This window comes from Frondihabitans sp. 4ASC-45, from assembly GCF_049472575.1.
Lineage (GTDB): Bacteria > Actinomycetota > Actinomycetes > Actinomycetales > Microbacteriaceae > Frondihabitans.
This window is the reverse complement of record NZ_JBCEBN010000011.1, coordinates 18,313-41,502: the sequence shown is the minus strand read 5'-3', so window position 1 is coordinate 41,502 and position 23,190 is coordinate 18,313. Positions and strand designations below refer to the sequence as shown.

The 23,190-nt window shown below is 63.1% G+C and carries 22 protein-coding genes; 6 read left to right on the top strand and 16 right to left on the bottom strand.

Features of this window, described 5'->3' with window-relative positions:
• Positions 1-33: 33 nt before the first annotated feature.
• The 12 genes from VH571_RS15175 to VH571_RS15120 form a co-directional block, all read right to left on the bottom strand.
• Positions 34-1,419, bottom strand: a complete 1,386-nt coding sequence (locus VH571_RS15175; protein WP_423265251.1) for a BRCT domain-containing protein — start codon at positions 1,417-1,419, stop codon at positions 34-36.
• 137 nt (positions 1,420-1,556) lie between these two features.
• The gene (locus VH571_RS15170; protein ID WP_423265250.1) at positions 1,557-1,961 is read right to left on the bottom strand and encodes a DUF4913 domain-containing protein; all 405 of its coding nucleotides are present in this window, start codon (positions 1,959-1,961) and stop codon (positions 1,557-1,559) included.
• Positions 1,961-3,637, bottom strand: coding sequence for a type IV secretory system conjugative DNA transfer family protein (locus tag VH571_RS15165; protein ID WP_423265249.1), 1,677 nt, complete (start codon positions 3,635-3,637; stop codon positions 1,961-1,963). The genes VH571_RS15170 and VH571_RS15165 overlap by 1 nt, the downstream gene beginning before the upstream one ends.
• Positions 3,634-4,089, bottom strand: coding sequence for a hypothetical protein (locus tag VH571_RS15160; RefSeq protein ID WP_423265248.1), 456 nt, complete (start codon positions 4,087-4,089; stop codon positions 3,634-3,636). Before VH571_RS15160 ends, VH571_RS15165 begins: the two co-directional genes overlap by 4 nt.
• Positions 4,082-4,339 (bottom strand): hypothetical protein, encoded by a 258-nt coding sequence (locus VH571_RS15155; RefSeq protein WP_423265247.1) that lies wholly within the window; start codon positions 4,337-4,339, stop codon positions 4,082-4,084. Before VH571_RS15155 ends, VH571_RS15160 begins: the two co-directional genes overlap by 8 nt.
• On the bottom strand, positions 4,336-5,439 hold the full coding sequence (locus VH571_RS15150) for a hypothetical protein (protein WP_423265246.1): 1,104 nt from the start codon (positions 5,437-5,439) through the stop codon (positions 4,336-4,338). Before VH571_RS15150 ends, VH571_RS15155 begins: the two co-directional genes overlap by 4 nt.
• 40 nt (positions 5,440-5,479) lie before the next feature.
• Positions 5,480-7,051 (bottom strand): ATP/GTP-binding protein, encoded by a 1,572-nt coding sequence (locus tag VH571_RS15145; RefSeq protein WP_423265245.1) that lies wholly within the window; start codon positions 7,049-7,051, stop codon positions 5,480-5,482.
• Positions 7,048-8,793: a hypothetical protein gene (locus tag VH571_RS15140; protein ID WP_423265244.1), complete on the bottom strand. Its 1,746-nt coding sequence runs from the start codon at positions 8,791-8,793 to the stop codon at positions 7,048-7,050. The genes VH571_RS15145 and VH571_RS15140 overlap by 4 nt, the downstream gene beginning before the upstream one ends.
• Entirely contained in the window at positions 8,786-10,228 is a 1,443-nt protein-coding gene (locus VH571_RS15135) for a hypothetical protein (protein ID WP_423265243.1), read from the bottom strand. The genes VH571_RS15140 and VH571_RS15135 overlap by 8 nt, the downstream gene beginning before the upstream one ends.
• Positions 10,228-10,899, bottom strand: a complete 672-nt coding sequence (locus VH571_RS15130) for a hypothetical protein (RefSeq protein WP_423265242.1) — start codon at positions 10,897-10,899, stop codon at positions 10,228-10,230. Before VH571_RS15130 ends, VH571_RS15135 begins: the two co-directional genes overlap by 1 nt.
• A gap of 106 nt (positions 10,900-11,005) precedes the next feature.
• Positions 11,006-11,347 carry a hypothetical protein gene (locus VH571_RS15125; RefSeq protein WP_423265241.1) on the bottom strand — a complete coding sequence of 114 codons (342 nt, stop codon included), beginning with the start codon at positions 11,345-11,347 and terminating at the stop codon, positions 11,006-11,008.
• A gap of 13 nt (positions 11,348-11,360) precedes the next feature.
• On the bottom strand, positions 11,361-12,584 hold the full coding sequence (locus VH571_RS15120; protein ID WP_423265240.1) for a hypothetical protein: 1,224 nt from the start codon (positions 12,582-12,584) through the stop codon (positions 11,361-11,363).
• A 341-nt stretch (positions 12,585-12,925) separates the two neighbouring features.
• Between VH571_RS15120 and VH571_RS15115 the strand changes: the two genes are divergently transcribed.
• From VH571_RS15115 to VH571_RS15105, 3 genes are all read left to right on the top strand, one after another.
• Positions 12,926-13,252, top strand: coding sequence for a hypothetical protein (locus VH571_RS15115; RefSeq protein WP_423265239.1), 327 nt, complete (start codon positions 12,926-12,928; stop codon positions 13,250-13,252).
• 80 nt (positions 13,253-13,332) lie between these two features.
• A complete protein-coding gene (locus VH571_RS15110) occupies positions 13,333-13,563 on the top strand; it encodes a hypothetical protein (RefSeq protein ID WP_423265238.1) in 231 nt (76 codons plus the stop codon).
• Between the two features lie 474 nt (positions 13,564-14,037).
• Positions 14,038-14,766 carry a hypothetical protein gene (locus tag VH571_RS15105; protein ID WP_423265237.1) on the top strand — a complete coding sequence of 243 codons (729 nt, stop codon included), beginning with the start codon at positions 14,038-14,040 and terminating at the stop codon, positions 14,764-14,766.
• Between the two features lie 7 nt (positions 14,767-14,773).
• On the opposite strand, the gene VH571_RS15100 is transcribed toward VH571_RS15105, so the two are convergent.
• On the bottom strand, positions 14,774-15,088 hold the full coding sequence (locus VH571_RS15100) for a hypothetical protein (RefSeq protein ID WP_423265236.1): 315 nt from the start codon (positions 15,086-15,088) through the stop codon (positions 14,774-14,776).
• Positions 15,089-15,256: 168 nt separating this feature from the next.
• Between VH571_RS15100 and VH571_RS15095 the strand changes: the two genes are divergently transcribed.
• The 3 genes from VH571_RS15095 to VH571_RS15085 are packed head-to-tail and all read left to right on the top strand — an operon-like array spanning position 15,257 to position 17,135.
• Positions 15,257-16,033, top strand: coding sequence for a ParA family protein (locus VH571_RS15095; protein WP_423265235.1), 777 nt, complete (start codon positions 15,257-15,259; stop codon positions 16,031-16,033).
• Complete coding sequence (locus VH571_RS15090) at positions 16,033-16,317, top strand: hypothetical protein (RefSeq protein ID WP_423265234.1); 285 nt, start codon at positions 16,033-16,035, stop codon at positions 16,315-16,317. Before VH571_RS15095 ends, VH571_RS15090 begins: the two co-directional genes overlap by 1 nt.
• Before the next feature lie 50 nt (positions 16,318-16,367).
• Positions 16,368-17,135 carry a hypothetical protein gene (locus VH571_RS15085; protein ID WP_423265233.1) on the top strand — a complete coding sequence of 256 codons (768 nt, stop codon included), beginning with the start codon at positions 16,368-16,370 and terminating at the stop codon, positions 17,133-17,135.
• Between the two features lie 452 nt (positions 17,136-17,587).
• Here the strand turns inward: VH571_RS15085 and VH571_RS15080 are convergent, their stop codons facing one another.
• The 3 genes from VH571_RS15080 to VH571_RS15070 form a co-directional block, all read right to left on the bottom strand.
• Entirely contained in the window at positions 17,588-20,722 is a 3,135-nt protein-coding gene (locus VH571_RS15080; RefSeq protein ID WP_423265232.1) for an RHS repeat domain-containing protein, read from the bottom strand.
• A gap of 617 nt (positions 20,723-21,339) precedes the next feature.
• The gene (locus tag VH571_RS15075) at positions 21,340-21,858 is read right to left on the bottom strand and encodes a Pycsar system effector family protein (RefSeq protein ID WP_423265231.1); all 519 of its coding nucleotides are present in this window, start codon (positions 21,856-21,858) and stop codon (positions 21,340-21,342) included.
• Positions 21,855-22,784, bottom strand: a complete 930-nt coding sequence (locus tag VH571_RS15070; RefSeq protein ID WP_423265230.1) for a hypothetical protein — start codon at positions 22,782-22,784, stop codon at positions 21,855-21,857. The genes VH571_RS15075 and VH571_RS15070 overlap by 4 nt, the downstream gene beginning before the upstream one ends.
• Positions 22,785-23,190 lie beyond the last annotated feature (406 nt).

The following is a 23,190-nucleotide window of genomic DNA, read 5'->3' as shown; positions in this document are numbered from 1 at the left end:
GGTAAGACTTGGTCGGGCGTCCATCAAACAGGGTCAGGCCGGAGCCGCAAGCGACAGGAAATCCCGCTCGTCGATGATGCGCAGCGCTTGGCCGGAAGCCGCTAGGTCGATCGCTCGCTGCAGTTTCGTGGAGATGGCGGCACCGTCTCGAAGGGTGGCGGGATCGAAGTCGCCCGCGACGACGAGCGTGGTTTTTTTCGTTACGTTGGCACCCACTATCGCTCCGTGCTCTGCAGCGAGGTTCTGCGCCTCAGTCTTGGTCATTGTCTTGAGTTCGCCGGTGAAGCAGACCACTTCGCCGAAGAGAGGGTGACGCGGATTCGCGGAGGCACTTGGTTGAGGTAATGGTGACGGTTTCGGGTAGGTGGAAGTGCGGCGGGACGTGCGCTGAGGGGTCTGGAGCGCCGCCAGCGTGGAGACTCCGGCCAGTTGAGCCAGGGCGATCACTACCCGTGCGGCCATTACGGCATCGGCCTCGGGGTTGTGATATTCAAATGCCCCCAAGCCCAGGTGCTTAGAAACGGTGCTGAGCTTGTGGTCGCCAAGGGTAAGACGGCGTCGAGCTACGCCGAGCACGTCGACGTACTCGAACTCGTCGACAAGCCGGTAAGCATCGTTGGTCGCATGCCACGCACTCTTGTCGAAGGCGGAGTAACCGGCAATGGGAAGTCCTCGAATCTCAGGGGTAATGAGATCTCGAATGGCGGGCCATTCCGGTGCCAGGCGGACGTCGGACTCCCGGATGCCGTGAATGTGCGTGTTGGTAAAGGACCTCATCGATTCAGTGGGGCGGACCAGATGATGGTGGGTCGCGACCACTTCGCCATCGACAACGATGGCAACTCCAATCGCGCACACCGAGCCGCGCCGGTTATTCGCTGTTTCGAAGTCCACCGCGGCGAACGAGAGCCCCGGCACAGGTCCAGGGGATGCACGGGCTAAAGGAAAAGAAGCGCGTACAGGCGGTTTTTCAACGCGGACCGGCGTGATCACGGGTACTGAGGCAGCCGGAGTTCTCGGTTGCGCCGTCGAGCGAGAGGACGCGGGTGTGCGGGATGGACTGCGAGGTTGCGTCGGAACTGGCGTCGGGAGGACCGCCGGTGCTCCTGTTGGTGGTGCTGGGTCGTCGAGTTTCCGTCGGCGCTGCAGCCGCAGGGCAACGATGATGGCGAGGATCGTGATCGTTGGCGCTATCAAGACCCCTGCGATGACCCACGCCGTGGCGATGGCAATGAGCATGGACTCGCCTGTTGTTCCGGCCTTTTGGAACGCACCGATGATGCCCAGGATGAAGAGCACGATTACCGCACCAGCATGGATTGCGAGGGCCCACAGGATCGGGGTCCAGGGAGACGTCCACCGGCGCCATGGCGGACCCTTGAGCGCCGGCGTGGGAACAAGTGGACGGAAACCAGACATGACGAAACGTTATCGGTCCACACGAGCGACCCCATCGAAGCCGAAACCGGACTGCAGGGCGCGACCAGAAGCCACCAGGCCGATCCCGCAACGCATTGCTTGCCTAGCGTTAGGTCCGGTACAGCCGCTGTCCTTTCCTAGAGAAGCGGAAGTAGCCAGTCTTCCGGCGGCCGGGCGGGTCGGGCGTCAATGTCGTCGTCTTGCCTCTTCTGCCAAAGGTGACCGTGTTCGATATCGCACCGCCGGAACGGGCCCTTGTCCGCGAACAGGAATGCGCGGGTGGGGTCCCACTGGTGGAGCCACCAGTTCGAGAGCGCGGTGGGATCTGATCGGGCGTCTTCGTAGGTCAGCCACACCGCTTTGAGTCGTGTGGTCGCTTCTGGGTGTTCCCACCAGGTGGCACACCAGCGCGGTTTCGCATCCGGGGCGAGGACTTCGACGGTGGCGAAATGAGCCTGCACCCATTCGAGGAACGACTCCCGGAACTGCGCCCGGATGATGTCCACCTCGTCGGCTGCGGTTTGTCCTTCAGTGTCTTCCATCAGGCGGCCTTGCGCAGGGAGATGCGGGCGGTTAAGGATTTGTCTTCGAACCAGGGCTGCATTTTCAGGTATGCGGCGGCGCCGTTGGCGGGGAACATCACCATCCGCCACTTCGGTAACGACCCGAGTTGGTCAACACTCAACGTGGCCTGCCGGCGGGTGTTCGTGGACGTGGAGTACTCCCCCGTCCGTGAGGTCGAGGATCCGTAGGTGGTCTCCTCGTGCTCGCCCGCAAGGGCTGAGAGGGAGCGGAGGAAATCGTCGTCTTTGACTCCGGGGCCGACGACGGCGACACGGGCGGTTGACCACATGGTGTCCCAACCGTCTTTCCCGAACGCCTTGTACGCCTGGGAACGGGCCTGGAAGTAGGCGCTCAGAACGATTCCTCGTGACCCGTAGGTGGAGTACTGCGCGGGGAGCTCGGGCCAGCGGACGATGGTGGCGCACTCGTCGAGTTCCATGACCATCGGGACAGGCAACCGGCCGCCGTTACGGTTGGCGACCTTCTTCGCTGATTCGCAGACCGCCCGCACCAATGCCGTCAAGATGGCACCGGAGGATCCGCCGCCTTCCTCAGCCAGGAGCACGAGAGTGTCCGAGCTGGTGGCGAATGCGACCGGATCGAAGCGACGGACGCCTTCCGTGTCGGTCCATCGGACCAGTTCGTCATAGGCGAGGCCGGAGGCCATGCGTTGGGCGGTGAAGTAGGTGGAGGTGCGGGTCCGCTCCGCGGTGCCGAGGATCCCCGACACGACCGCGGCCGGTCCCTCATGGCCATGGTTTTCCAGCAATGCCACGACCTCGTCGCCCTTGTACTTCGACAACCATTGCCACACCACCGATAACGGTTTTTCATCGGCCGCGGCGGCCAGCAGGAAGCAGGCCAGCAGGTTCCGGCCGGAGTTGGTGAATTGGGCGTCACCGCCGTGATCCTCCGCATCGGTGGTGGACGCTTCAAAGATGCCCGCGAGATCCTGCGCCTCCTTGTAGGAGGTGACAAGGGACAGTGGGTCGAACACGAAATCGGGGGTGCTCTCATCGATCCGGTAGATGTTGTCCGGGTCGAACAGGTACACAGTGCGGCCCTCCCCCGACCGGAGCGCTAGGGCTTCCCGGACACCGTCCTGCTTGGTGGAGGTGAACACGCATGCCCCGGGCGCTGCCTCGATATGTCGGGTGACGATCGCGGACGTTTTCCCCTGCCGGGTCCCGATCACGTACACGCCCGTGTCCTCCCAACCTTGAAATACCCACCGGCGGGAGTCGTTGAGCTTCCCGACCGGCAAACCGCATGACGCAATGGCCTGACCGGGGTGTAACCGCTCCGTCTCGGCCAGGCGTGCCTTCTGCATAAACGGTGCCACCTGCTTTCTGGTGGCGAGGTGCTGCATGGGCGCGTTGCCGCGTTTGTTCGCTGCGCGCCTGGCGCGCCAGGCGAGCAGGAACGTGAACAGCCCGAGCGCGAGGATCCCGAACACGATCGTGAACACCAGGGCGGACTGTGGCCACGGGGATCCGCGCAGCAGCATGTCGCCGGCGAGCTGGACAGGGTTCCACGAGTAGTCGCTGGTCGATCCGGAGACGGTGGCCCCCGCGTGGATACCGAAATACACCGCCCCCAGCAGTAGTGCGAACAAGAACGCGGTCAGCCATTTCGCCCGGGTGTCGCTTGTCATGATCTGATCCCTTCGGTGGCGCTGAGGTGGTGGAGCAGGCGCCGGGCGAGGCGGGCTTCTTGGTCGTCGCCGGCGAACCGTTCGGCGATCTTCACGTCCACTCCGAGCATGAGAGTCATTTCCGAGGGCATGACCTTCTCCTCGGCCAGCCGGTTGAGGAGGGCGTACCGCTCGGGACGGGTGGTGATGTCGAACGTTTTCGCTACCCGGTAGGTCTCGTGGAGCCATTCGACGGCCTCGCGGACGTGCTGCACGTCTTCGTCGATGTCGGTCCCGTCGATCCGGTAACGCACTTCGAGGTCGGCCCGGGCGAAGTCGCCAAGACGTGCCCGGTGCGCCGTCAGGGCCTCTCCGAGCCAGAGCCCGCAGGTGACAACGTCGGGGAAGGCTGGCGAGGTGACGTGCCATTCGTGGTTGACGAGGTTCGCAATCGTCGGCAGTGGCTCAGGCAAGGAACACCACCGCCAATGCGAACCCGATAACGCCAAGCACAACCGGCACTCCGACGAGCGGGACGGTGTAGCGCTGCAACGCTTCGGCGGCTCGGGTTCTCGACCCGACCGTGAACAGCAGCGCCGCGCCACATGCCAGGACGATGCCGGCGATGCCGAGGGTCAAGGCGGCGTGGCCGAGTAGCTCGAATCCATCCCACGGAGGACGAGTGGGCGGCCCGTCCGGAATGACTCCGCTGGTGGTGTTCACGAGGTGGCCGCCTTGACGTTGAATTTCATTGCTTCGCTTCCCATCGGGTCGACCTCGATATGGACGTGGTTGCAGGAGTCCTTGAATTGACGGCTGATGTTGGTCAGCGTCAGGGAGTCGCCGGCAGCGGAGCGGCAGTCGGCCTGGCCGGTGCCGGAATCGGACGCCATGATCGGGTCGAGGGTCTTCAACAGCTTGACCGCGTTCGCGTCGGAGCCGTTGGTGGCGACCCCACCGAGGCTGTAGAAGTCGACGGCGTGGCCGCCGCCGTTGACGACGTGAGCAGACGCAGCGCCGGCACCCGGGCGTTGCCCGGTGCACGCCCGGTTAATGTCGGAGATCCCGATCTTTCCGAACGTTTGATACGCCACGGTGATGACTTGCAAAACGCGGGTGTCAATCCCGCAGTTCGTAACGGTCTGCCCTTCGGCAATCCACCGAATCTCTTTCAGGTGATCCGGTGCCAGACCGGTGATGGTCCCGTTGTCGATTCCCTTGACCAGGTTCGCCGCGAGGGCCTTCGCGTCCCCCGACACCGAGACCGTCGACGCGCACGCGGCCTGACCGCCCGTCAAGGCCGTCACGACCTTTTGGGCTGCGTCGAAGTACTTCGTGTAGTGATTCGGGTCGGCGTTGATCTGCACAGCGTGAGCGGCGGCGGTGGGCGCCATGCTCTGCCAGTTCGGCACCTTCAGGAGCCGCTGGAAGAAGAACGTCGCCGCCGTTGTCGGGTCCATCCGCTGTGCGAGGGTGCCCCAGGTGTCGCGCTGCTGGAACAGGCCCCGAGAGTCGGGGCCGGCCTTGTCGCCGTAGGTGATGTTCTCGAGCGTTGACTCGCCCATGGCCGTCATGACGCCGATCGTCTGCCCGGCTGTGTTCACCCCGAGGGCGGCTCCGGCGTTCATGATCGCTGTCGCGTTCACGAGCTGGTCGCCGGAGTACCCGTCGATCGCCGTGTGGGCCGACGCCGTCTCTATGTTGACCGCCGTCGCGGCGCACGCCGACGAGCCGCCCGGACCGCCGCCGCCGATGATCGCGGCCCCTGTGAAGAGGAACACGAGTAGCAGCACCACGAGGGTGCCGCCTGTCCACTTGTTCATCGTCCTGCCACTCCTTCCGTGGGTCTGATCGGTGTGCCCGTTAGGCGGTGGCGGCGCCGGCTGCCATGGCCTCGTCGGTGTCGGTCACTTCCGCCTCCCACTGCGAGCGAATGTGCTGCATGTGGGTCTCCGGGTTGGAGCCGTATTTGAAGACGCAGTTACCGGGGCGGAGGTTCATCAAAACCTCTTGGGTTTCGGGGGCGAAGTTGAATGTTTGCGTCACCCAGCGGGCGTCCTCGTCGCGGTCCTGCCGGTAGGCGTAGATCGTCTGCGCCTCCTGCACCACCGTGTAACCGGGCGAGTCCGGGGGGATGTCGGTGCCCTTGTGCATCACGAACACGTTGGAGATACCCAACGAGCGCGAGAGTTTCTGGTTCGACTTGACCAGGCGGGACGAGGGGCCGCCGATCATGTGCCAGCCCTCTTCGTAGACCACGTTCGTGATGAAGCCGCGCTCCTGACGGAGCCGGCCCATGAGCCACATGTTGCCGATCGCCATCACGGTGGGGCCCGCGGGGCCGTCGTCAGGGAGCTGAGACACGTCGAACGTCGTCAGCTTTTGGGACAGGTCGACGTCCTTTGAGGTTTCGCCGTCGAAGGTGCCGGCGAAATCTTCGAGAAGGTCATCCAGTGCGTACTGGATGGTGAGACCAGCCTGGTGGAACCGGTCGGCTGCCTTCTTCGACAGCTCCTTGTCTTGGGGCACTCGGCCAAGAAATGGCAGCAGATCCGAGGGGGTCGGGACACGGCCGTCCTCGAACGAGGCAAACGCGAGTTGCAGCGCGTACCGGGTCGCTTTCCGCTCCCACACCGTCGAGGCGGTGTCGTCGCGGGCGATACGCGCTACGGCGTTCACGAGTGCACCCTGACCGCGAAGGCCGGTGCCGCGGACAATCTCCGGGTCGAGGAGGTTCAGGCGCGTGCCTGACCCATCTGGGTTGAAGAGCAGATGCGTGCCGCCCATCCGCTCCACGACGGCGGTGTACTCGCCCACGCCGCCCTGGTCTTTCTTGTCGAACACGACCGCGCGGTGCTTGTTCAAAAGCAGCGGCCGAATCACCATGACCGTCTTCGTGAACGACGACTTACCGGCACCGACCGTCCCGAGAATGAGGACGTTCGGGCTCGTGAGCTCGCGCGGCTGCTGGTTATAGGCGGTCGGGGCATCGTGGCTGATCGAGGTCGAGGAGAGGTTGTCTCGTCCATTGACGACACCACGGAACGACGTCGGAGCGCCGATGATCCCGGTGTTCAGAATCTCGGCCTGCCGAGTCGTCGTTGGTGCCCCAGAAATTGTGGGGGCGTACCAACCCCGAGACGCCGAACCTGCCGATGCACGCAGGCGTGCCCCCGGCAGCTCGAACGGCGACACGTCCAGCGACCGCTCCGCAGGACGGATGCTTTCACCGGCTGCGTTCTCCTCCCCGGTGATCGCCGGGGCCAGCGCCTCCGGGGGAACGAACACCCGGAGCAGCGGAATGCTCGCCAGGCGAGGCCGGCGCTTGGGCTCGACTACCGCGGCGCGTGCGCTGCGGCGAGTGGTTTCGGCCGGCGTCTGCTCGGTCGAGGTGTCGTCCTGCTCTGCCGGGACGAGGGGTGCGTGACGGCTCATGAGAGTGCTTCCTTCTCGCTACGGCCGGCCAGACGGCCGATCGCACGGGTTGCCAACGAGGGAGAGTCGGGGCGCAGGCCCCGACCGATCGGCCAGGTGGTGCCGGAGGCGGCGGCCTGGAAGGAGTCTTGCCAGTCGAGGAAGTCGATCCCGAGCCCGGTCGCGCACGCCTCTTCGAGCTGGCGGGACGCCCCTGCGAGGTCTTCCCGAGTGGGCGCCGAAATGGTGATGTAGCCCACCCACGACGCGCCGTGGTGGTGCGAGCCCGCTTCGAGGTCCTTCGCGCGACGCTGTGCGGCCGACATGCGAGTGGTCGAGTCGTCGGAGACGAGCCGGCCCTTCTGCCGGTCAGCGACCACGCCAGCCATATCGCGCACGACGTCGGCCCGGGCGGCGGCTTTTGCTTGCCCGGCCGGGATGAGGTGCATGTGGAACGACACCGAGCGGACGAACGTCAGCTCACGCCCCACGAGGAGGTCGAGGCACCAGAGCGGGGACCGGCCGGCGACGGCAAGGTTTTCGCCGTGGATCGCGGCCGTCCGGTGCCACCAGGTCACGCCGGGGGCGTTGTTGATCGGGTCGCCGCGGCGGAGGATCGTCGGGTCGTAGGAATCGACTACGTGCGCCGAGAACTCGTCGTGCGACGCCAAGCCGACGTCGCGCAGCGGGTTCACCGGGCCGGCGAGGTCGATCGGCATGTTCGGGTTCTGCTGGTGCCGGATCACGGCCACCGTCTGCTTCGCCGTGAGGGGCCGGACTGTCCCCATGCGGGCGTCGACCAGCCCGCGGACGGTTGCCCCGATCTGGTCGTCCATGAGTGCCCGCCAGGCGTCTCGGCCGGCCCCGAATTTCGCGGCCGCGTCCGTGAACTTCTGCGTCAACGGCCACGACACAACGACGTAGTGCCGCTGCACCATGGCGTCGGCTGACGTTCGCTGAATGACTTCGCTGTAGGAGCGTTTCTGGGCCTCGTAGGAGGCCAGGCGGATCGCGTGCAAAGCACGGTCCTCGTCGGTCGGGTTCTCCCCGAGGACGGGGGCCGACTCCATGCGCTCGAGCACCCACCGGTCCTGCATGGCGGTGTCGGGCGGGAGAACGCGGGTGAGGGTCTGTACGTCGCTGATGAGCGACGCGGGCGACGCTCGGCGTGCGAGGAACCGGCCCCACCCGGCGGCAGCGCGGGTAAGTGCAGCGGCCGACTCCATGCCGCGAATCTGGCCGGAGACCGCGAACGCCACCGAGAGATACGGCTGCTGGCCCACGGGCGCGTGCCAGGCGATACCGGGCGTTTTGGAGCTGTACTGCAACCAGCCCATGCCGTCCGACCCGTCCGGGTTGGCGCGCATCTGACCGAGCAGCCTCGCCGTCTCGGCCTGCTCCTTCTTCGTGGCGGTCGCCGCCTGCTTCTGCAGGCGGTCCCATTCGGCGTCATCAAACGGCACGAACGTGTCGGTGCCGAGGCGTTGCCTCGAGCGCCACCTGGCCCGCTTCGTGCGACGCTGCAAGATCGTCCCGCGGTGCGTCGTGGCGGTGACGAGCATCGTCACACCAACACCCGCAGCGGCAATGAACAGCACCGGCAGGCCACCGCCGAAGGCCACACCGACCATGCCCCCGCCGATGAAGATCGCCATGGCGATAATTCGCGGCCGCGACGCGGTGCCACCGAAGAACGACCGGTGCCCCGCCTCCCCGCCGAGGTATCGCACGTACGGAGGCTCTTTGGTCTCGGTGTCACTCATGGGTCGAGTCCTTTCCGTAGTGCTCCTCGTGGTCCTCGACCGGCTCTGTCGCCGCACCGGCCACGGACTCCCCGACCTTCTTCGTGGTGTCGTACGCGGCCTTACCGGCCGCCGCCACCATCAACGGCACACCAACGGCCGCACCGACTCCCGTCGCGGATGCGCCTGCACCGGCAGCCATAGCGCCGCCCTCAGCAGCCGCAGCGCCGCCGCCCGCCGCCGCACCGGCACCAGCACTTGCCCCGGCCCCCACGGCCTCCGCGCCGCCCGCAGAGGACGCCGCCGCGGCTTTACTACCGGCCGAAGCGGTGTCTGCTGCCGCGCCACCCTCGTCAGTCGTGCTCGTCGCCGGCGAGCCCTTCGAGCTGGACGACGAACTGCTACCCCCACCACCGCTACTGCCACCGCTTGACCCGGAGTCGCCTAGCTTCGCGTCCGCCTCCTGAATCGAGGAAGACCCAATCGTGGGACCGGACGGTGCGCCGCCGCTTCCGCCCATGGGAAGGACAGGAGCGAACTTCGTCAACAGCACGGGCGAGAGCCCGGCAATGATCAGCGACAGGATCGACACCACGAGCGTCACGGTGCGTTCCAGGGTCGGGGTCTTGGAGAAGACGTCGACGCTGGACGAGACCATGCTGTACGCGATCGCGAGCATGAAGAACAGCAGCGGGTGAGACGCCAAAATCCCGAACCAGAGGTACGCGATTTTCGAGCCGAACTTCCGCTTGGACTTGTCGATGATCCACACAAACCCGAGTGGGAAGAGGATCCCCGAGAAGTACAGGGTGATGAGCTGCACGATCAGGATCAGCACGACGATCAGCAGGCCAATGATCATGAAGAACATCAGCAGCGCCCCGACGATCGCGCCCCCAGCCAGGCCCGCCCCGTTATCTTTCGCGTCGAGCATCTTCGAGAACTTGTCCACGATCGTTTGCGAAGACGAGTTGATCCCCCATGAAATGAGGGAGTCCGAGAGGGCTCCGAAGAACTTGACCAGGAACGAGCCGAGCAGGGGCCCGAACGCGGCACCGATCAGAAACAGCGGTGCGTAGAGCCCGAGCGATTCCGCGAGGTCACGGCCTGACTGCTGACCGCGGGCGGTCCGAACCACCTGAGGGATGATCAGCGCCACCATGACGAAGATCGCCAGCGCGAACGAGACCTTGTAGGCGTTGATGAACCAATCCGCCGTCAGGTCCGGCAGGGTCGCTTTAGTGATTGCCGGCATCACCGTGTCGGAAAGGCTCTTCGCCCCGTCCTGCAACATGTTGAAGAGATTCCCGGCCGGGTCAGACCAGAAGTCAGCAATTCCCTTGGCCGTGTCGACTGCGTCACCCACACCACTGGCCGCGCCCTTGATCGCTTCCACGCCCTTGGTTGCGGCGCAGCCCACAAAACTAACCTTGCAAACGATGTCTGAGGCGGCCATCAGCAACCCCCAGTGAACCGAGTGCCACCGTTCGCGAGCTTCGTCTGATCCACGGGCGTGCCCGTGGAGATGCGCCAGGCACCGTCTTCCCAGACCATCACGTAGCCACTAACGCCAGTCTTCGTGGGGCTCAGCGCGCCGTTTATGACGTATCCCGCAGCGAGCTGCACAACAACTCGATTCGCCGTCGACTCCTCGGTCACGTTCCAGAGACCATTCGTGGTCGAAATGTGGAATGCCTCACCGGCGGGGACGACACCCTGTGTTGGGTTGTCTCCCGCAGCCTCAAACTGCGCCGTGATGTTCCTCAGAGCGGAGGCCGCTGAGGGCGACACAACAGCCGCGCTTACGGTCTTCGCCTCCCTCGCGCTCGGGTAGGGGTACTGCCAAAGCCACCGGTAGAAGGCGGAGGCGACTTCTACAGCCCCGTATGTGGTGTGCTTGCCCGCCTTCTGTGCGGCGAGGACCATGGCCGCGTTGCGGTCCTGGCCGCCGAGGCAGCCCGTGGGGGCGACGTCGTCTTCGTTGTCGCCGCTCCCGGACGTCCCGCCCGTCGGGATCGTCGTCGGAACCGACGTAGACGCCGAGCCAGTCGGCGTGCTGAGCGCCGTAGGTGTTTCCCGGGTGTTTGCGTAAACGAGTCCACCACCGACAGCGACGACGACGACCACGGCCCCAATGACGATTGGCCACCGGGACCGGCCGGATGCTGAGTACATGCGCATGGTTCTTCTCCCCTGAGAAGTTGAGGTGCAGTGAAGTTGAGTGGCGGGTGGGTTAGCTGGCGAAGGTGAGGATCGCGCCGACGACGAGCGCGAGAGCTGCCAGGACGCCGAGCGAGACACCGGCCCACAGGGCTTTCTTTCGGCCGACAGCGTGGGCTTGGGGGTTCGGGTTGACCTCGCCGGAAGCGCCGGCCATGCCGACGATTCCGATCACCAGGTAGACGATCGAAATCAGGATGCCGATACCCCAGATCGCGGTAATGGCCTTCTGCCAAAGCTGGGTGAACTTTGTTCCACCGAATGAGAAGTCGGGTACGAGGCCGTCGAGGGGGTTGTCGACGGCAGCGACGAGCTGGTGGGTGTGCAGGGCAGTTGTTGCGAGCAGATCAAGCATGGGGTGGTCCTTTTCAGCGAGTCGTGGAAACGATGGTTTGTAGGGCACGGATGACACCCGCGGCCGCAGCGGCCAGAGCGTCTCGAGAGGAGGGCGTGAGCTTGCCGAGGGTGAGTTGACCTCGCTCGGCGATGTGGGCGTCGTAGGGAATTTCGTGCAGCTCGACCACGCCTGCGTCGTGGAGGAGTCGTGCGACCTCCTCCGCGACCGCGGGGCTCTCGGGACGGCCGTCTTTCAGTCGGACGACGATTGCCTTCGATGCGAGGGCTTGCGAGTGGCTATCACCTGCCCGCAGAACGTCCAGGACCTCGATGGCTTGCAGCACTGAGTCGCCGGAGTTCATCACGGGGATCACGAGAATGTCTGCCACCGATGCTGCGCCCTGGAATGCTGGCGACGTCGGGACGTTGCCCGAGTCCATGACCTCGATGCCGTAGAACTCACCGATCTTGTCGGAGACCTTCACCACGTCCTGTGATGTCAGAGCGGGTCGCTCGCCCACGGTGCCGAAGATGGTCGCAAACGATGTCTGGGGCACGCCGTAGCCGGCGAGCTGGCCGGCGCTCACGATGTGCTCCACGTCGCGCACCAACTCCCCCAGCCCAATCTTCGGGTTGCCCTCCGCGCGGAAGTTCAGCGCTCCCGGGTCGTCGGAGACTTCCCAGATCGCTACCGAGCCACCTTTGATCGCGGCAATGACCCCGCCAAGGAGGATCGACATGGGTGTCTTCCCCACGCCTCCCTTCTTGTTCGCCAACAGGATGCGGACGTGACGAGTCCACGTCGCCTGCCGAATGATCGTCTCGTTCGCCAATGCCTGGACCTGGCGTTCGTGCTCGGCCAGCTCGGCAGGCGTCGGGGCCAGCCTGAGCAGACCACGGAGCCCCTTACCGGACTTAGTGGGGGCAGACGACGTTGGCGTGAGACCGGACGCCGCTCCCCCGAACAGCACCGACAAGCTGTCGTCGCGGGACCGCTCCACTGGAGCCTGTGCCGATGCGGCAGTGGGCGGCGCACCAGCGATGACCGGCTGAGCAAGAGCGGGCGCAACCTCCTCCTGGACTGGGCTCACCGGCATTGGCGGCAATGTCGGAAGGCCGCCCGTTCCGGCGTCTGCCGATCTCGACCGCCGTCCCCCTTGAGGAGCTACCGACGTGGTGTCCTCTTCTACGTAGTCGCTCGCACGAGCGGCCCCGCCGAAGATCTCGCCCCCGTTGGTCGGATTTGCGTCAGTCATAGTCGTTTCCCCTTCACCCATCACGTTACGTAGCCGAGAGCAAGTACGAGCAATCCCCCCGGCACCCCCTAGTCTGCCCTGTCTGCCCCCAGGAAAGCGACCAATTCGAGGGGCACTGTCGGTCCATAACCCTGATTTTGTAGGGCACTTGTACCCACAGTCGCTATCCGGCGCACTGCACCTGAAATTAGGGCTCGTCGTAGAGTCTAAAAACGACCACCGACATTACGGACATAGCTCCCATATAGGAGTCAATACGTGTCCCCCTAAATGCCCACATTGCCGGGGTGACATGCCCGCAACTGCGGGGTTGAGCAGCTGATTCTTGGCACTATGGGGTCGTGCCCACGCCTCACGGAATGCTGAAGGATGCCCCCGAGCGGGTCGCCCGGTATCAGGAGGCTTTCGCAGCGCCCTCCCGCGTGCTCCTCGTACGCATCTTGTTGAAGCAGAGCCTCAACTTCCACGACCTGATCGAGGCCGCGGCTCTTGAAGCCGTGGGCCGTGATTCCGTATATGCAGCTCTTAGAGACCTCGCGCGCTACGGGTACGTCACCGACGACGCTGAACCCAGCAAGAAGCGCAAACCCAACACCACTGTCTTCACGGCCAACCGGTCCCGCATCACCCAGGATTTGACCGAGTTCGTCGCTTTCCTCATCGGTTAGCGCGTAAGCGGCTTGCGCCTCCCGCGACACGCCGCGCCTCTTACCGCGATTAGCCATTGGGCCAGAGTTAAGTGAGCGGTATGGCACCTAGACGCCGCCCGCGTGGCACCCTCATGGACCCAGTTCCCATGGGTTACGTCGTTGAACGACCCTCCAAGGAGAAGTTCGACGGGATCGCCGTGAAGGCCGGTATCTCATCGGCCGTCCTGTTCGAGATGGTCGTCGACCACCTCGAGCTCACCGATCAGGGTATTCCCGTGTGGATGCCTGAGCAGAACCGAGACGGGGAGCTGCCCATCAACAGCGCATAACGAGAAAGGCCCCCGCTTTCGCGAGGGCCTAAAGCTCTTGGCTCTTACCTGTCTCTTGTTTGGCGACGTGAACAGGTTTCGAGCTACTTGGGATAAAGACCGGCTTTGAGGGCCGGGCCTTTGTCGTACCACTTTCCATTCCTGGAAGGAGGTAGGGCCATAGTAACCCCTGCCCCCACGCCCGCGCATCCCCATGCCCTCGGCGTTTCCGAAGTTTTCACCCCCAACCAAACCGGCGAGATCTCCGCTTCACGACCCCTAGGTCGAAGCGGCCGCACCCACCTGCGCCCCCGGACACCACAAACGCGGCCGCTCGCTCGAGGCTCGTACCTCCTCCGCGCCCCCGAAGACGCCTACGCCGGCATCCGCTCCCCCACCTCCCAACGGGCATGGATAGCCGCTACCGCCGCCGTCCTCGCCACGCCGGCGGGAGAAGCCCACCGGCGTCGAATCTCGATCAAAGCCTCGACTTTCATGGCCTTCGTCGAGGCCGAAGCCGCGACCGCCAACCGACACACGGGCCGGAACGTCGCCACATCCCACGACACACTCGCCCGCACCGTCGGGCGAGCCAAGATCACCGCCCGCCGAGCTCGCGCCCTCATGGAGGCCCTGGGCTGCCTCGTCACCATCCGCACAGGCCGCTACCTCCTCGCCCTCGAACGCCTCGAAGCCTCCGACCGCCACGGCGGTAGGCAACTCCGCGCCGCCTCCCTCCGTGCCCTGAATATGCCGGAAACACTGGCAAGTGTCACAAATGAGCACCTAGCTACTGCTTCTCGCTTTTACCCATCTACCTACCAACTCAAATACTCACCAAAGAGCGGCAAGCCGCACTCGGAAGCCGCTTCGCGGCCACAGCATCGACGAAAGCGGGCAAAATTCCAGCCCGGACCCTACGAACCACGACCACTCGCCCTGCAAAAACTCGCCGCAGCACTCGTGCACGAGATTCCCTGGCTCCCCCGCGACACATCGACCCTCCGCGTGCAACGGATCATCTACCGATCCGGGTTCGACGCCGAACGATTCAGCTACGCCGACCTCATCCGCGTCTGGTTCGAGCTGGACAAGGAGCTGCACCAGACACCCAAGGAAGCCGGCGCGGTCAAAGACCCCGAGGCGTACCTGGTGGCACGCATGAAGCTCGCCGCTAACTACGTCCGCTGGTTCGGCACAATCCCTGCCCGAGAGCAGCCTTGACCGTGCATCACGCCACGTCAACGACGCTGTGGTGGTCCCATGGCTCCCCCAGCTCGGCCGGCATGGGCTCTGAGCTTTGCCCGGGCCGCAGCTCGGCCGCCTTCGCGTCGCAGAACTCCACCGCTTCCCTGATGAACGTGCTCTCGGCCAACCACTGTCGATCGCTCGCCTGAGGGCCGTCGCCGTACACGTCGACACGAGCGACCTTGTGACCTTCACCCCAGGTCACCCGCAGCCAAGCCATTGGCCGCAACGATTCGTCCTCGGCAGCCCAGAGCCGACCGGTACGAGAGTCATCCCAAGCGAGCTGATAGCGAGTCACCGCATCACCCTGCCACACACCGTCTGTCTATTAATTACGTCTTGACAGATTGATAGATAGACGTATAGATAGACGTATAGATAGACGTATAGATAGACGTATAGATGGGCGTATAGATGGACGTACGTCTATCTGTCTGGCAGGATAGACGTATGGAAGGAGGGACTTATGTCTCCCAAGATCACTGCCCTCGGTAACCGAAAAGGTGGAGTCGGTAAGACGTCCATCACTCTCGGTCTAGCCAGCGGGCTCGCGTCTCTCGGTAAGCGGGTGTGTGTCGTGGACCTCGACCCCCAAGCCAACATCAGCGACACCCTCGGGGGAGAGGGTGACTTCAACATCTTCGACGTCCTGTATGCCGGGGAGAACGGCACGCTAGGCCAGGCCGCCATCCCGACGACCTGGAAGGGCATCGACGTTGTGCCTGGTTCTCAAGACTTGGCGCGCATCGACACAGAGAATCTGGTTGGTGCAGAACTGCGGCTGAGAGCGGCCGCGACCGACTCTCCTGAGCTTGCGGTCTACGACCACGTTCTCATTGACCTGCCCCCAGCCGTAGGCCGCCTGACCCTCAACGGGCTTATCGCGGCCGACGAGATTGTTCTTGTGACAGAGCCGGAGAACTATTCGGTTAGCGGAGTTACGGCATTCCTTGAAACCGTCAGCAAGGTTCAGGCGGCGAGCTACCTCAACCCTGGCTTGGTCTTCGGAGGAATCATCGTCAACAAGGTGAAATCGCCCATCACTGCGGAGCACAAGTTTCAGATCGAGCAGCTAGTCGAGGCCTTCGGGGATCAAGTGCACGAGCCATTCATTCCAGCGCGAACGGCTATGCAGGACTCGCAAAGCGGGGGAGTCCCGCTCGCTCAGATCGGTTCTCGAGGAGCAACGATCCTCGCGGAGCGTTTCATCGAACACGCACGACGCATTGACGGAGGCAAGTAATGGCTATCGAACGCAAACCCTTAAAGAAAGCCCCGGCTCGCGATGTCGTGGAGGCCTTTACCGCCAACCCGGAGCAGCCTCAGTCGGCCGGCCAAGCTGCCTCAGCCGCACCAGCAGTACCGAGCCGCGGCCCCGGGCGGCCGCGGAGCAAGCGCCGCATGGAGCCCTTTTCGAGCAAGATCGAAATCGGTCTCCGCGACGAGGTGGACGCCTACCTTGCCGAAAACGGCGGAACGATCATCGACTTTCTCGATGAAGCCTTGCGCGCCAGGCTCGCAAAATAATTCCGTCTGGACGTATTTCTACAAACCAGGAATATGGGAGGTAGGGGTCCTTGGACTACACGCCCGAGCAGCAATCAACAATCGACCTCATTGCGGCGGTCGTCAACCTCCCGGGGGAGGGTCGTCCTTTTGGTCCGTACGCGGGGGCTTCTGAGTGGGAAATGCGCCAGCTCTACGCGGAATCTTGGTTCAATGTCGGTTTCACAGATCCCCGTAACGTTTCCCCTTGGATCGAGAACAACGTCCACGACGCCACGGTTGCTTTCCACGCGTACCGGGCCGGGTTCCGGCCCACCGACCCATGGGTGAAGCGTTCGCACTCCAGTCTCGCCGTCAGGGCTACAGAGCCCCTGGTCGCTCCTGGCCCGATCGTTGCACTCCGCAACCGGGCACGCGCCCGCCGCACCTGGCGCGCCGACCAGGCCGACCTCGCCCGGATGGCGAAGAGGGTCCAGGCCCAGGCGCAGCAGATCGCAGACTTCACCCGCTCGCTTCCCTTTGATGCGGGCTTCGGCGCGACAGTGTCAGATGTCGTGGAAGGCGCGGGCGTCACTGTTCAGGAGAGCGACGTCGTTCGGGGCTACGACGGGTTCGCCACGACCCTTCATCAGCTCCACCACAGGCTGAACTCTCTGCCCGTTTTGGTGGGGGACGACCGCACGACTACACGAAACGAGCTTCGTTGTTGGGGCGAGATTGCCGAGGCCCTCACTCGACAGCTCGGCGTTTGCGCTCCCGAGCTGCAAGCCACGATCGCCGCCCAGCTAGATCTGGAGCGGCAGTGGCTCACGACCACCGAGAAGCACTACCTGGACTGATCGAACCAAGAAGGGCAGGAGTAGCAGGTACCTGTATTCCCGCCTTCCTTATCACCCCGTTGGTTCTGTCGTCGTCGTGCCGAAAGCGTCGCCCAAGACCCTCAGTGTGCAGTCGCAACACACGAACGCGGAGCCACATTTGTGGGGCTCCGCGTTCGCGTTGTCTGCCTTCAGGAATCGGGGTTTAAATTCTCCGCGAGACGATGACTGCTGCAACTAGAGCGATTCCGCTCGAGACCGCTAGAGCAGCAAAAATCGAAGCGTACTCGGGCGCAGACATGGACAGCGCGACTATCAAGGCAATTGCGCCAAAGACCGCTCCAATGGTCAGAACGACAATCGCCACTTTTAGTAGAAACTTCACCAATGCCCCAATTCCTCGGCGAGTTTTGCATTAACTGTCATTGCTTTCCTTCAGGGGATCTGGGAGTTGAGGCTCTTGCTCACTCAGGTCAGCAGTGGCGAAGCGAGTAGGCATACCCGACGCCGGCGCCGGCTACTTGCCCGAACGCCGTTCCAATTGCATAACCTCCAGCAATCCCAGCAGGTATGGACAAGCCTGCTGTGGGGCCAGCCGTAGCTGCTCCCGCGGCTAAGCCGAACAAGCCGCCCGCCAAGCCGAAACCTATTCCACCGAGAAGGCTAAATCCGCCAATGTAACCGAGGGTGTCGAGGACTGAACACAACCCACTCGGGTCGGATCCATTGATCGGGTCGTCGCCAGCAAATTGGTAGCGATTAGCGTTCTTGGGGTCGAGTGGTGCGTCGAGGGTGTCTTGTTGGGTCCAGGTGCCGGTGATGGGGTTGTACCAGCGGATGCCGAATTTGACGAGCCCGGAGGCGCGGTCTTGGAGGCCGCCTTTGAAGGCGTAAGGGTTTTCGGTGTAGCCGACTCCTGTGCCGCCGCTGTTAAGGTACTGGGTGCCGTAGGGGTCGTAGGAGGTGTTCCAGGCGTTGGTGCCGAAGTCGGTGAGCAGCCAGGTCGGGTTTCCGCCTCCGTCGTAGACGTACATCGACACGGTGCCGGTGGAGGTGATCAGCATGCTGGCTTGACCGGTGACGGCGTCGGAGTAGATCTCCGACTGTTCCGCGTTGACCTGGTATCGAGCAACCGTGGCCTCTCCGTTCTGGTCGGCACGCCCGTAAGTCAACCGGTACGTGTTGCCACCCGCGGTCGTTTCTGTCAGCAGCTGGTTTTGCGCGGAGCCGACGTACGTGTAGGTCGTCTTCGTGCCGGTGCTCTTGTTCGTGGCCGAGGTCATCTGCTCGGCGCCGTTGTAGGTGAATGTCTGCGTCGGGCTGGCGGTGAGGTTCCCGGCCCCGTCGTAGGTGTACCCGGCGCTCGTGATCTGGTTGGCCGCGTTGTAGGTGAGGGCCTGCGTGGAGGGGTGGTTGCCGGTGGAGTTCGCGGCGGTCCGGTTGCCGCGCTGGTCATACTCGTACTCCCAGTGAGAGTTGAGGCCGGCATCGGGTCCGCCGGTCTGGACGAAGGACTTGATGCGGTCGTTCTCGTAGGCGTAGTAGGTGCGCTCGAGCGACACCTTGTTCTTGATCCACTGGATCTGCGATGTCTCCGTCGCCGGTGCGATGGAGCAGGTGCTCGCGGTCTTCTTGGAGGCTTCGTTGTAGCAGTAGACGAGGTCCATCTTGACTTCGCCCTGAGCTCCACCGGTTTCCGCGATCAGTTCAGCGACCCGCCCGTTGGCGGCGTAGACCGTCTTGTAGTGAGCGGACCATGACGACGGGGCGACAGCGGGGACCTTGTTAGTGTAGGTACTGGATCCGTTTAGCCAGGTGTCGGTGCGTCGGCCCTGCAGGTCGGTGGCGTAGTTCGTGGAGTCGACCGTGCCACCGTTTTTGTCGGTGGGGTACTGAGTTTTCACCAGGACGCCGGAGTCGTCGAACGTGTTCGTGTAGGTGCCGAAGTCGGTGGTCGAGGTGCGCTGGTTCGATGCCTTGTCGTACGTGTAGGTGATCGTGCCACCGCCGGCGCTGTTCTTCGTGGTCAGCAGGCGTGACATCTGATCGAAAGTGTTCGTCACTGTCCCGGTCGCAGCGGCCTGGGTAAGGGTGTTTCCGGCTTTGTCGTAGGTCTTTGACACGGTGGAGGTGCCGTCGGAGAACGAGGTGGTGAGGATGCGGTCGTTGTTGTCGTACGTGTACGACGTCGTCCGCCCTGCACCGTCCGACTGGGTCGCCTGGCGGCCGAACGCATCGTAGGTGAAGTTCTTCGTGCCGAGCCCCGCCCCGGTGACCGGGGTGATTGAGGTCAGCTGGTGGTCATCGTTGTAGGCGTAGACGGTTTTGTTGGTGTCGTTGCCTGGCGCCTGGGCGGAGGAAACGGTGCCATCACCGTTGTAGGTCAGCTTGGAGACGACGTCTTTTCCGGTGGAGTCGGTACCCGACGAGGAGTCCATGTTCCCGAAGCCGTCGTAGTGGTACTTCGTCGCGTTTGACGACGAGCCTGAGGTGTTGGAGTTCGAGGTGACCGAGACGGGCGAGTACGGAGACGTGCCCGCGGAGTCGTACTCGGCGGACGTCGACGCGCCACCGGGTGCGGTGACCTTGGTGGCCGAGTTTCCACCGTTTTGGCCGAATTCGCCGCTGGTTGTCAGGGCGCCGGTCGAGGATCCGGTGGTGCTCGTCTTCACGTCGGAGAACTGGGTGTAGGTGGCGCTGCGGACACGGTCTTCCGGGTCAACAGTCTTTGACACGAGGTTGGTGGTGCCGTTGATCGTGTAGGTGGTGTGCGGGCTCGAGGCGACTGTCGACGCGGTCGTGTTGGGGCCGGCGACCTGCGTTTCGGTGGACGACGCATAGCTGATTCGCGTCGTCGAGTCCCCGGGAGAACCGGCGGTGGTGTTGCCTTGGGTGACGGTGCTGACCTTGTCCGTCGTTCCGGAGTACCCGAACGTCGTGACAGCTCCGGTGGGGGAGGTGATTGTGGTCAGGTGCGACCCGGTGTACCCGAACGCGGTCGTGTTGTTCAGCGCATCCGTGAAGGACGTCACCTTGTCGGACGCGATCCCGTACTTGACGGTCCGCGAGAGAGCACCGCTGGTCTGGGAGAAAGAGAAACCGTTTGAGTCGGTCCCGAGGTTCACCGTGCGGGCAGCGACGGGGCCAGCATTTGAGACTAGCTTGGTGGGTTCGTTGCCCGTGTAAGCGATCGTGGTCTCGTTCGAGTTCTTGTCGACGATGGCGACCGCGTTGCCGTCAGCGTCGAAGCGGGTGGTCTGCTTCGAGGAGCGATCCTTCAGGTCATACCCGGTCGAGGTGCGGGTGAGGTCCTGCTTGAGTCCATCCGGCGAGTCATACGCCGTGGCAGATCCTGAGATCGGTTTGAACAGCCAGGTGGCACCGTCGGACTGGGTGAGGGTTACACCGGCCGAGACCGCGGTAAGGCTGCCGGCACCGGCGACGTTCCAGGTCCAATCGGTCGCGAAACCGCCGTTGGAGGTCCCGGACTGCCAGCCGCGCGAGTTGTACGTCGACCCGATTGGCACCGACCCACCGACTCCCACGACTGATAAGGCCTGGGTGGAGACCATCAGGTTGCCGGTGGCGACATCGACCTTTGCACCCACGTGGTCATTGATTGGGAACGACAGCGTCGTTGCACTCGGACGAGAGCCCGTGACCCCGTAGGACGCTGGGCCGGCGGGAAGGGCGGCGGAGGCAGGCTGCGCCATGCCCCCGATGAAAGCAGCCGTACATGCGGCCACAATCCCAATCCGGAGAGCACCCCGCATTCGTGACGGGCGTTGTTGGACGAAAACAGACATGGAGGAGCCCCAAACCGTCACGCATCTCAGAGGCGCAACAAATACCGCCTCAGAAACGGCGGCAAACGAAGAGTGATCTGACGGCACCCGTTGTAACCCCATCGGGTGTCGCCTAATCGAACCGTACCGTCCGGTAGGTAAACGTGACTACCCCCAAACGGGGCTAGTGCGTTTTTCGACCCCAAGAAGCTGACGGATTTGAAGCTGTTCGTTTTCGTGACACCTGTGCGTCTGTGAAGTAGCTCTTGGGACCCGCTTCGCTCAACGCGTGCGGAGCCGAAGCGACGCAACGGGTAATCCGTCGTCTGTGCTCTATCCCAAGCGTTCGGGCCAGCCCCTTGTCGGCCGCTTGCTCCTAAGTCCCATGGGTTTCGGCACACATCGGTTTTAGGACAAGGATGGAACGAATTTATGTCGACCTACAAGCCAACAGTCGTTAGGACCGCAACGGCACCCAATAAAAGAGCACCGAAAGTGAACGAGAGAAGGGCTCGACGTAAGAACAGGTACTTTTTGGAGACAATTTTCGAGATCAACTCGAGCTGGTCCAGATTTCGGCTTCCGGGAGTGTCCGTAGTTCTTGATAAGGCTTGCTCGAGATCAGCCCGATGCTCAAAAACAACCACGTCGCCGAAGTACGCGACGAAGTCGGGGAGCTTCGCGGGGCGCGTGGTTCGGGGGTAGATAGCAGACCCGAAACATGCGATTCCGGCAGCGAGGAAACCGCACGCGAGCCACCAGATCCAAGCTGTGAGAGTGGAAAGATCCGAGGGGCTCCAACTCCCCGCCAGAACGGCTGCGATAAGGGCGCCGACGACGACCCCGGATGCAGCGAGCAGGATAGAAGCCTTATTGTCGGCCCGGCCTAACTCCTCACGCGCCTCACTTAATAATGATTCAACAAGGGCCGACTCGGTGCGGGATACCCGGCGCGTCACCGCTCGGGTCCCAGTCCGGCGAACACGCTGCGAGTGCGCTCCCGCTCCTTTACGCGTGACTTCAATGCGGCGTGGGTGAGAACTGTTCCCTCCGCTAGACGGTTTTTCTTCTCCCGTTCGGAGACGGGGACGTCGTCCCGGTGTGATTTTCCGGCGAGTACGGCACTGCAGTATTCTTCGCCGTGGTTTTCGCACCAGTAGGAGCCAAGACTTTGACCAAACTTTTCGTCGTCAGGAATTTTGTCGAGCGTGACCGATTCCCACAAAAGGCTTGGATCCCCGCAAGCACACGAAAAGACGATGAAGTCGTTCGCTGAGATGTTGTCGTAAACACTCCCCGTAACGCTCATTCGTTCTGGGTCTGATTGTTGCGCGGCCTTGGCCGCGTAGTTGACAGGATTGCCGGCCCATACAGGCTCTTGAAACTCAAGGTGTCGGGGCAGCCCGACGCGCTTCGCCATCAGGGACCCGCTGCCAATACCAACTTTAAATCCAGTTGAAGGAGCATCGGGCCATTTTTTGTCGAGCTGGGACGTGAAGTCTCGCGAGAAAGTGCGGATACTGATTCCTGCAGTCACGGCCCGCTCAAAGCGTTTGTCACCCCAGAAGAGACCAAAACCCCCGTCGCCCTGGATATCCAGAAATTGTGCATCGAACTCACGCAGGACCTTGGCGACGCCACCAACGCCGGCATCGTAAATGCTGGCAGTGCTTTCAGGTCGACGACCTTTTGCCAAATTCGTCGAGGACTTGAGGTCGAAGTACACGCACACAACGTCGTCAATTGCGTGCCATTCCGCCTTATCGACGGGCAGGTTCTCCACGTCGAACGAATCATTCTTGGTCACGACCGTCGGCTTTTTTTCGAACTTGCCCTTGGTGCGATCGTGAAGTTCGTTTAGAAGGTCGTCCAGTGAAAGCGTCATCGCATGTCTCATTCAACTTCGGGGCGTCGGATGTTGGGGCGCCTCTAAACAATGCGATCTTCACCGCTTCTGCTTGCCCCCAACATGATTATGTCTCGCGAACAGGTGCTTCTGCAAAGCTGCTAGTGCGAAGACCAAAGGTGCCATGAGGTCTCGTAACCCTAGGGATATGGGATGTCCCACCGAGTGTCGGATCTCGAGGTCGTGAGACCTGCCATCCCGTCACACCCGGATTTCCAAATCTATGTGCCAAAAGTATCCGGTGGATTCAGGTGTTCGATGTTGCTTTTGGGATACATGGTCGACGCTCAACGTGACGGAGGGTCAGATTTTTCGGAACTCATCGTAGCCTCTTCCCTAAGTGTCGTGGTGTGCCCACCACACGAAAACTCACCCACCGGGGTGA

Coding starts and splice junctions, on each gene's coding strand:
- VH571_RS15175 (WP_423265251.1), bottom strand. CDS start 1,419: ATGTCTGGTTTCCGTCCACTTGTTCCCACGCCGGCGCTCAAGGGTCCG.
- VH571_RS15170 (WP_423265250.1), bottom strand. CDS start 1,961: ATGGAAGACACTGAAGGACAAACCGCAGCCGACGAGGTGGACATCATC.
- VH571_RS15165 (WP_423265249.1), bottom strand. CDS start 3,637: ATGACAAGCGACACCCGGGCGAAATGGCTGACCGCGTTCTTGTTCGCA.
- VH571_RS15150 (WP_423265246.1), bottom strand. CDS start 5,439: ATGAACAAGTGGACAGGCGGCACCCTCGTGGTGCTGCTACTCGTGTTC.
- VH571_RS15145 (WP_423265245.1), bottom strand. CDS start 7,051: ATGAGCCGTCACGCACCCCTCGTCCCGGCAGAGCAGGACGACACCTCG.
- VH571_RS15140 (WP_423265244.1), bottom strand. CDS start 8,793: ATGAGTGACACCGAGACCAAAGAGCCTCCGTACGTGCGATACCTCGGC.
- VH571_RS15135 (WP_423265243.1), bottom strand. CDS start 10,228: ATGGCCGCCTCAGACATCGTTTGCAAGGTTAGTTTTGTGGGCTGCGCC.
- VH571_RS15125 (WP_423265241.1), bottom strand. CDS start 11,347: ATGCTTGATCTGCTCGCAACAACTGCCCTGCACACCCACCAGCTCGTC.
- VH571_RS15120 (WP_423265240.1), bottom strand. CDS start 12,584: ATGACTGACGCAAATCCGACCAACGGGGGCGAGATCTTCGGCGGGGCC.
- VH571_RS15110 (WP_423265238.1), top strand. CDS start 13,333: ATGGCACCTAGACGCCGCCCGCGTGGCACCCTCATGGACCCAGTTCCC.
- VH571_RS15105 (WP_423265237.1), top strand. CDS start 14,038: ATGGCCTTCGTCGAGGCCGAAGCCGCGACCGCCAACCGACACACGGGC.
- VH571_RS15095 (WP_423265235.1), top strand. CDS start 15,257: ATGTCTCCCAAGATCACTGCCCTCGGTAACCGAAAAGGTGGAGTCGGT.
- VH571_RS15090 (WP_423265234.1), top strand. CDS start 16,033: ATGGCTATCGAACGCAAACCCTTAAAGAAAGCCCCGGCTCGCGATGTC.
- VH571_RS15070 (WP_423265230.1), bottom strand. CDS start 22,784: ATGACGCTTTCACTGGACGACCTTCTAAACGAACTTCACGATCGCACC.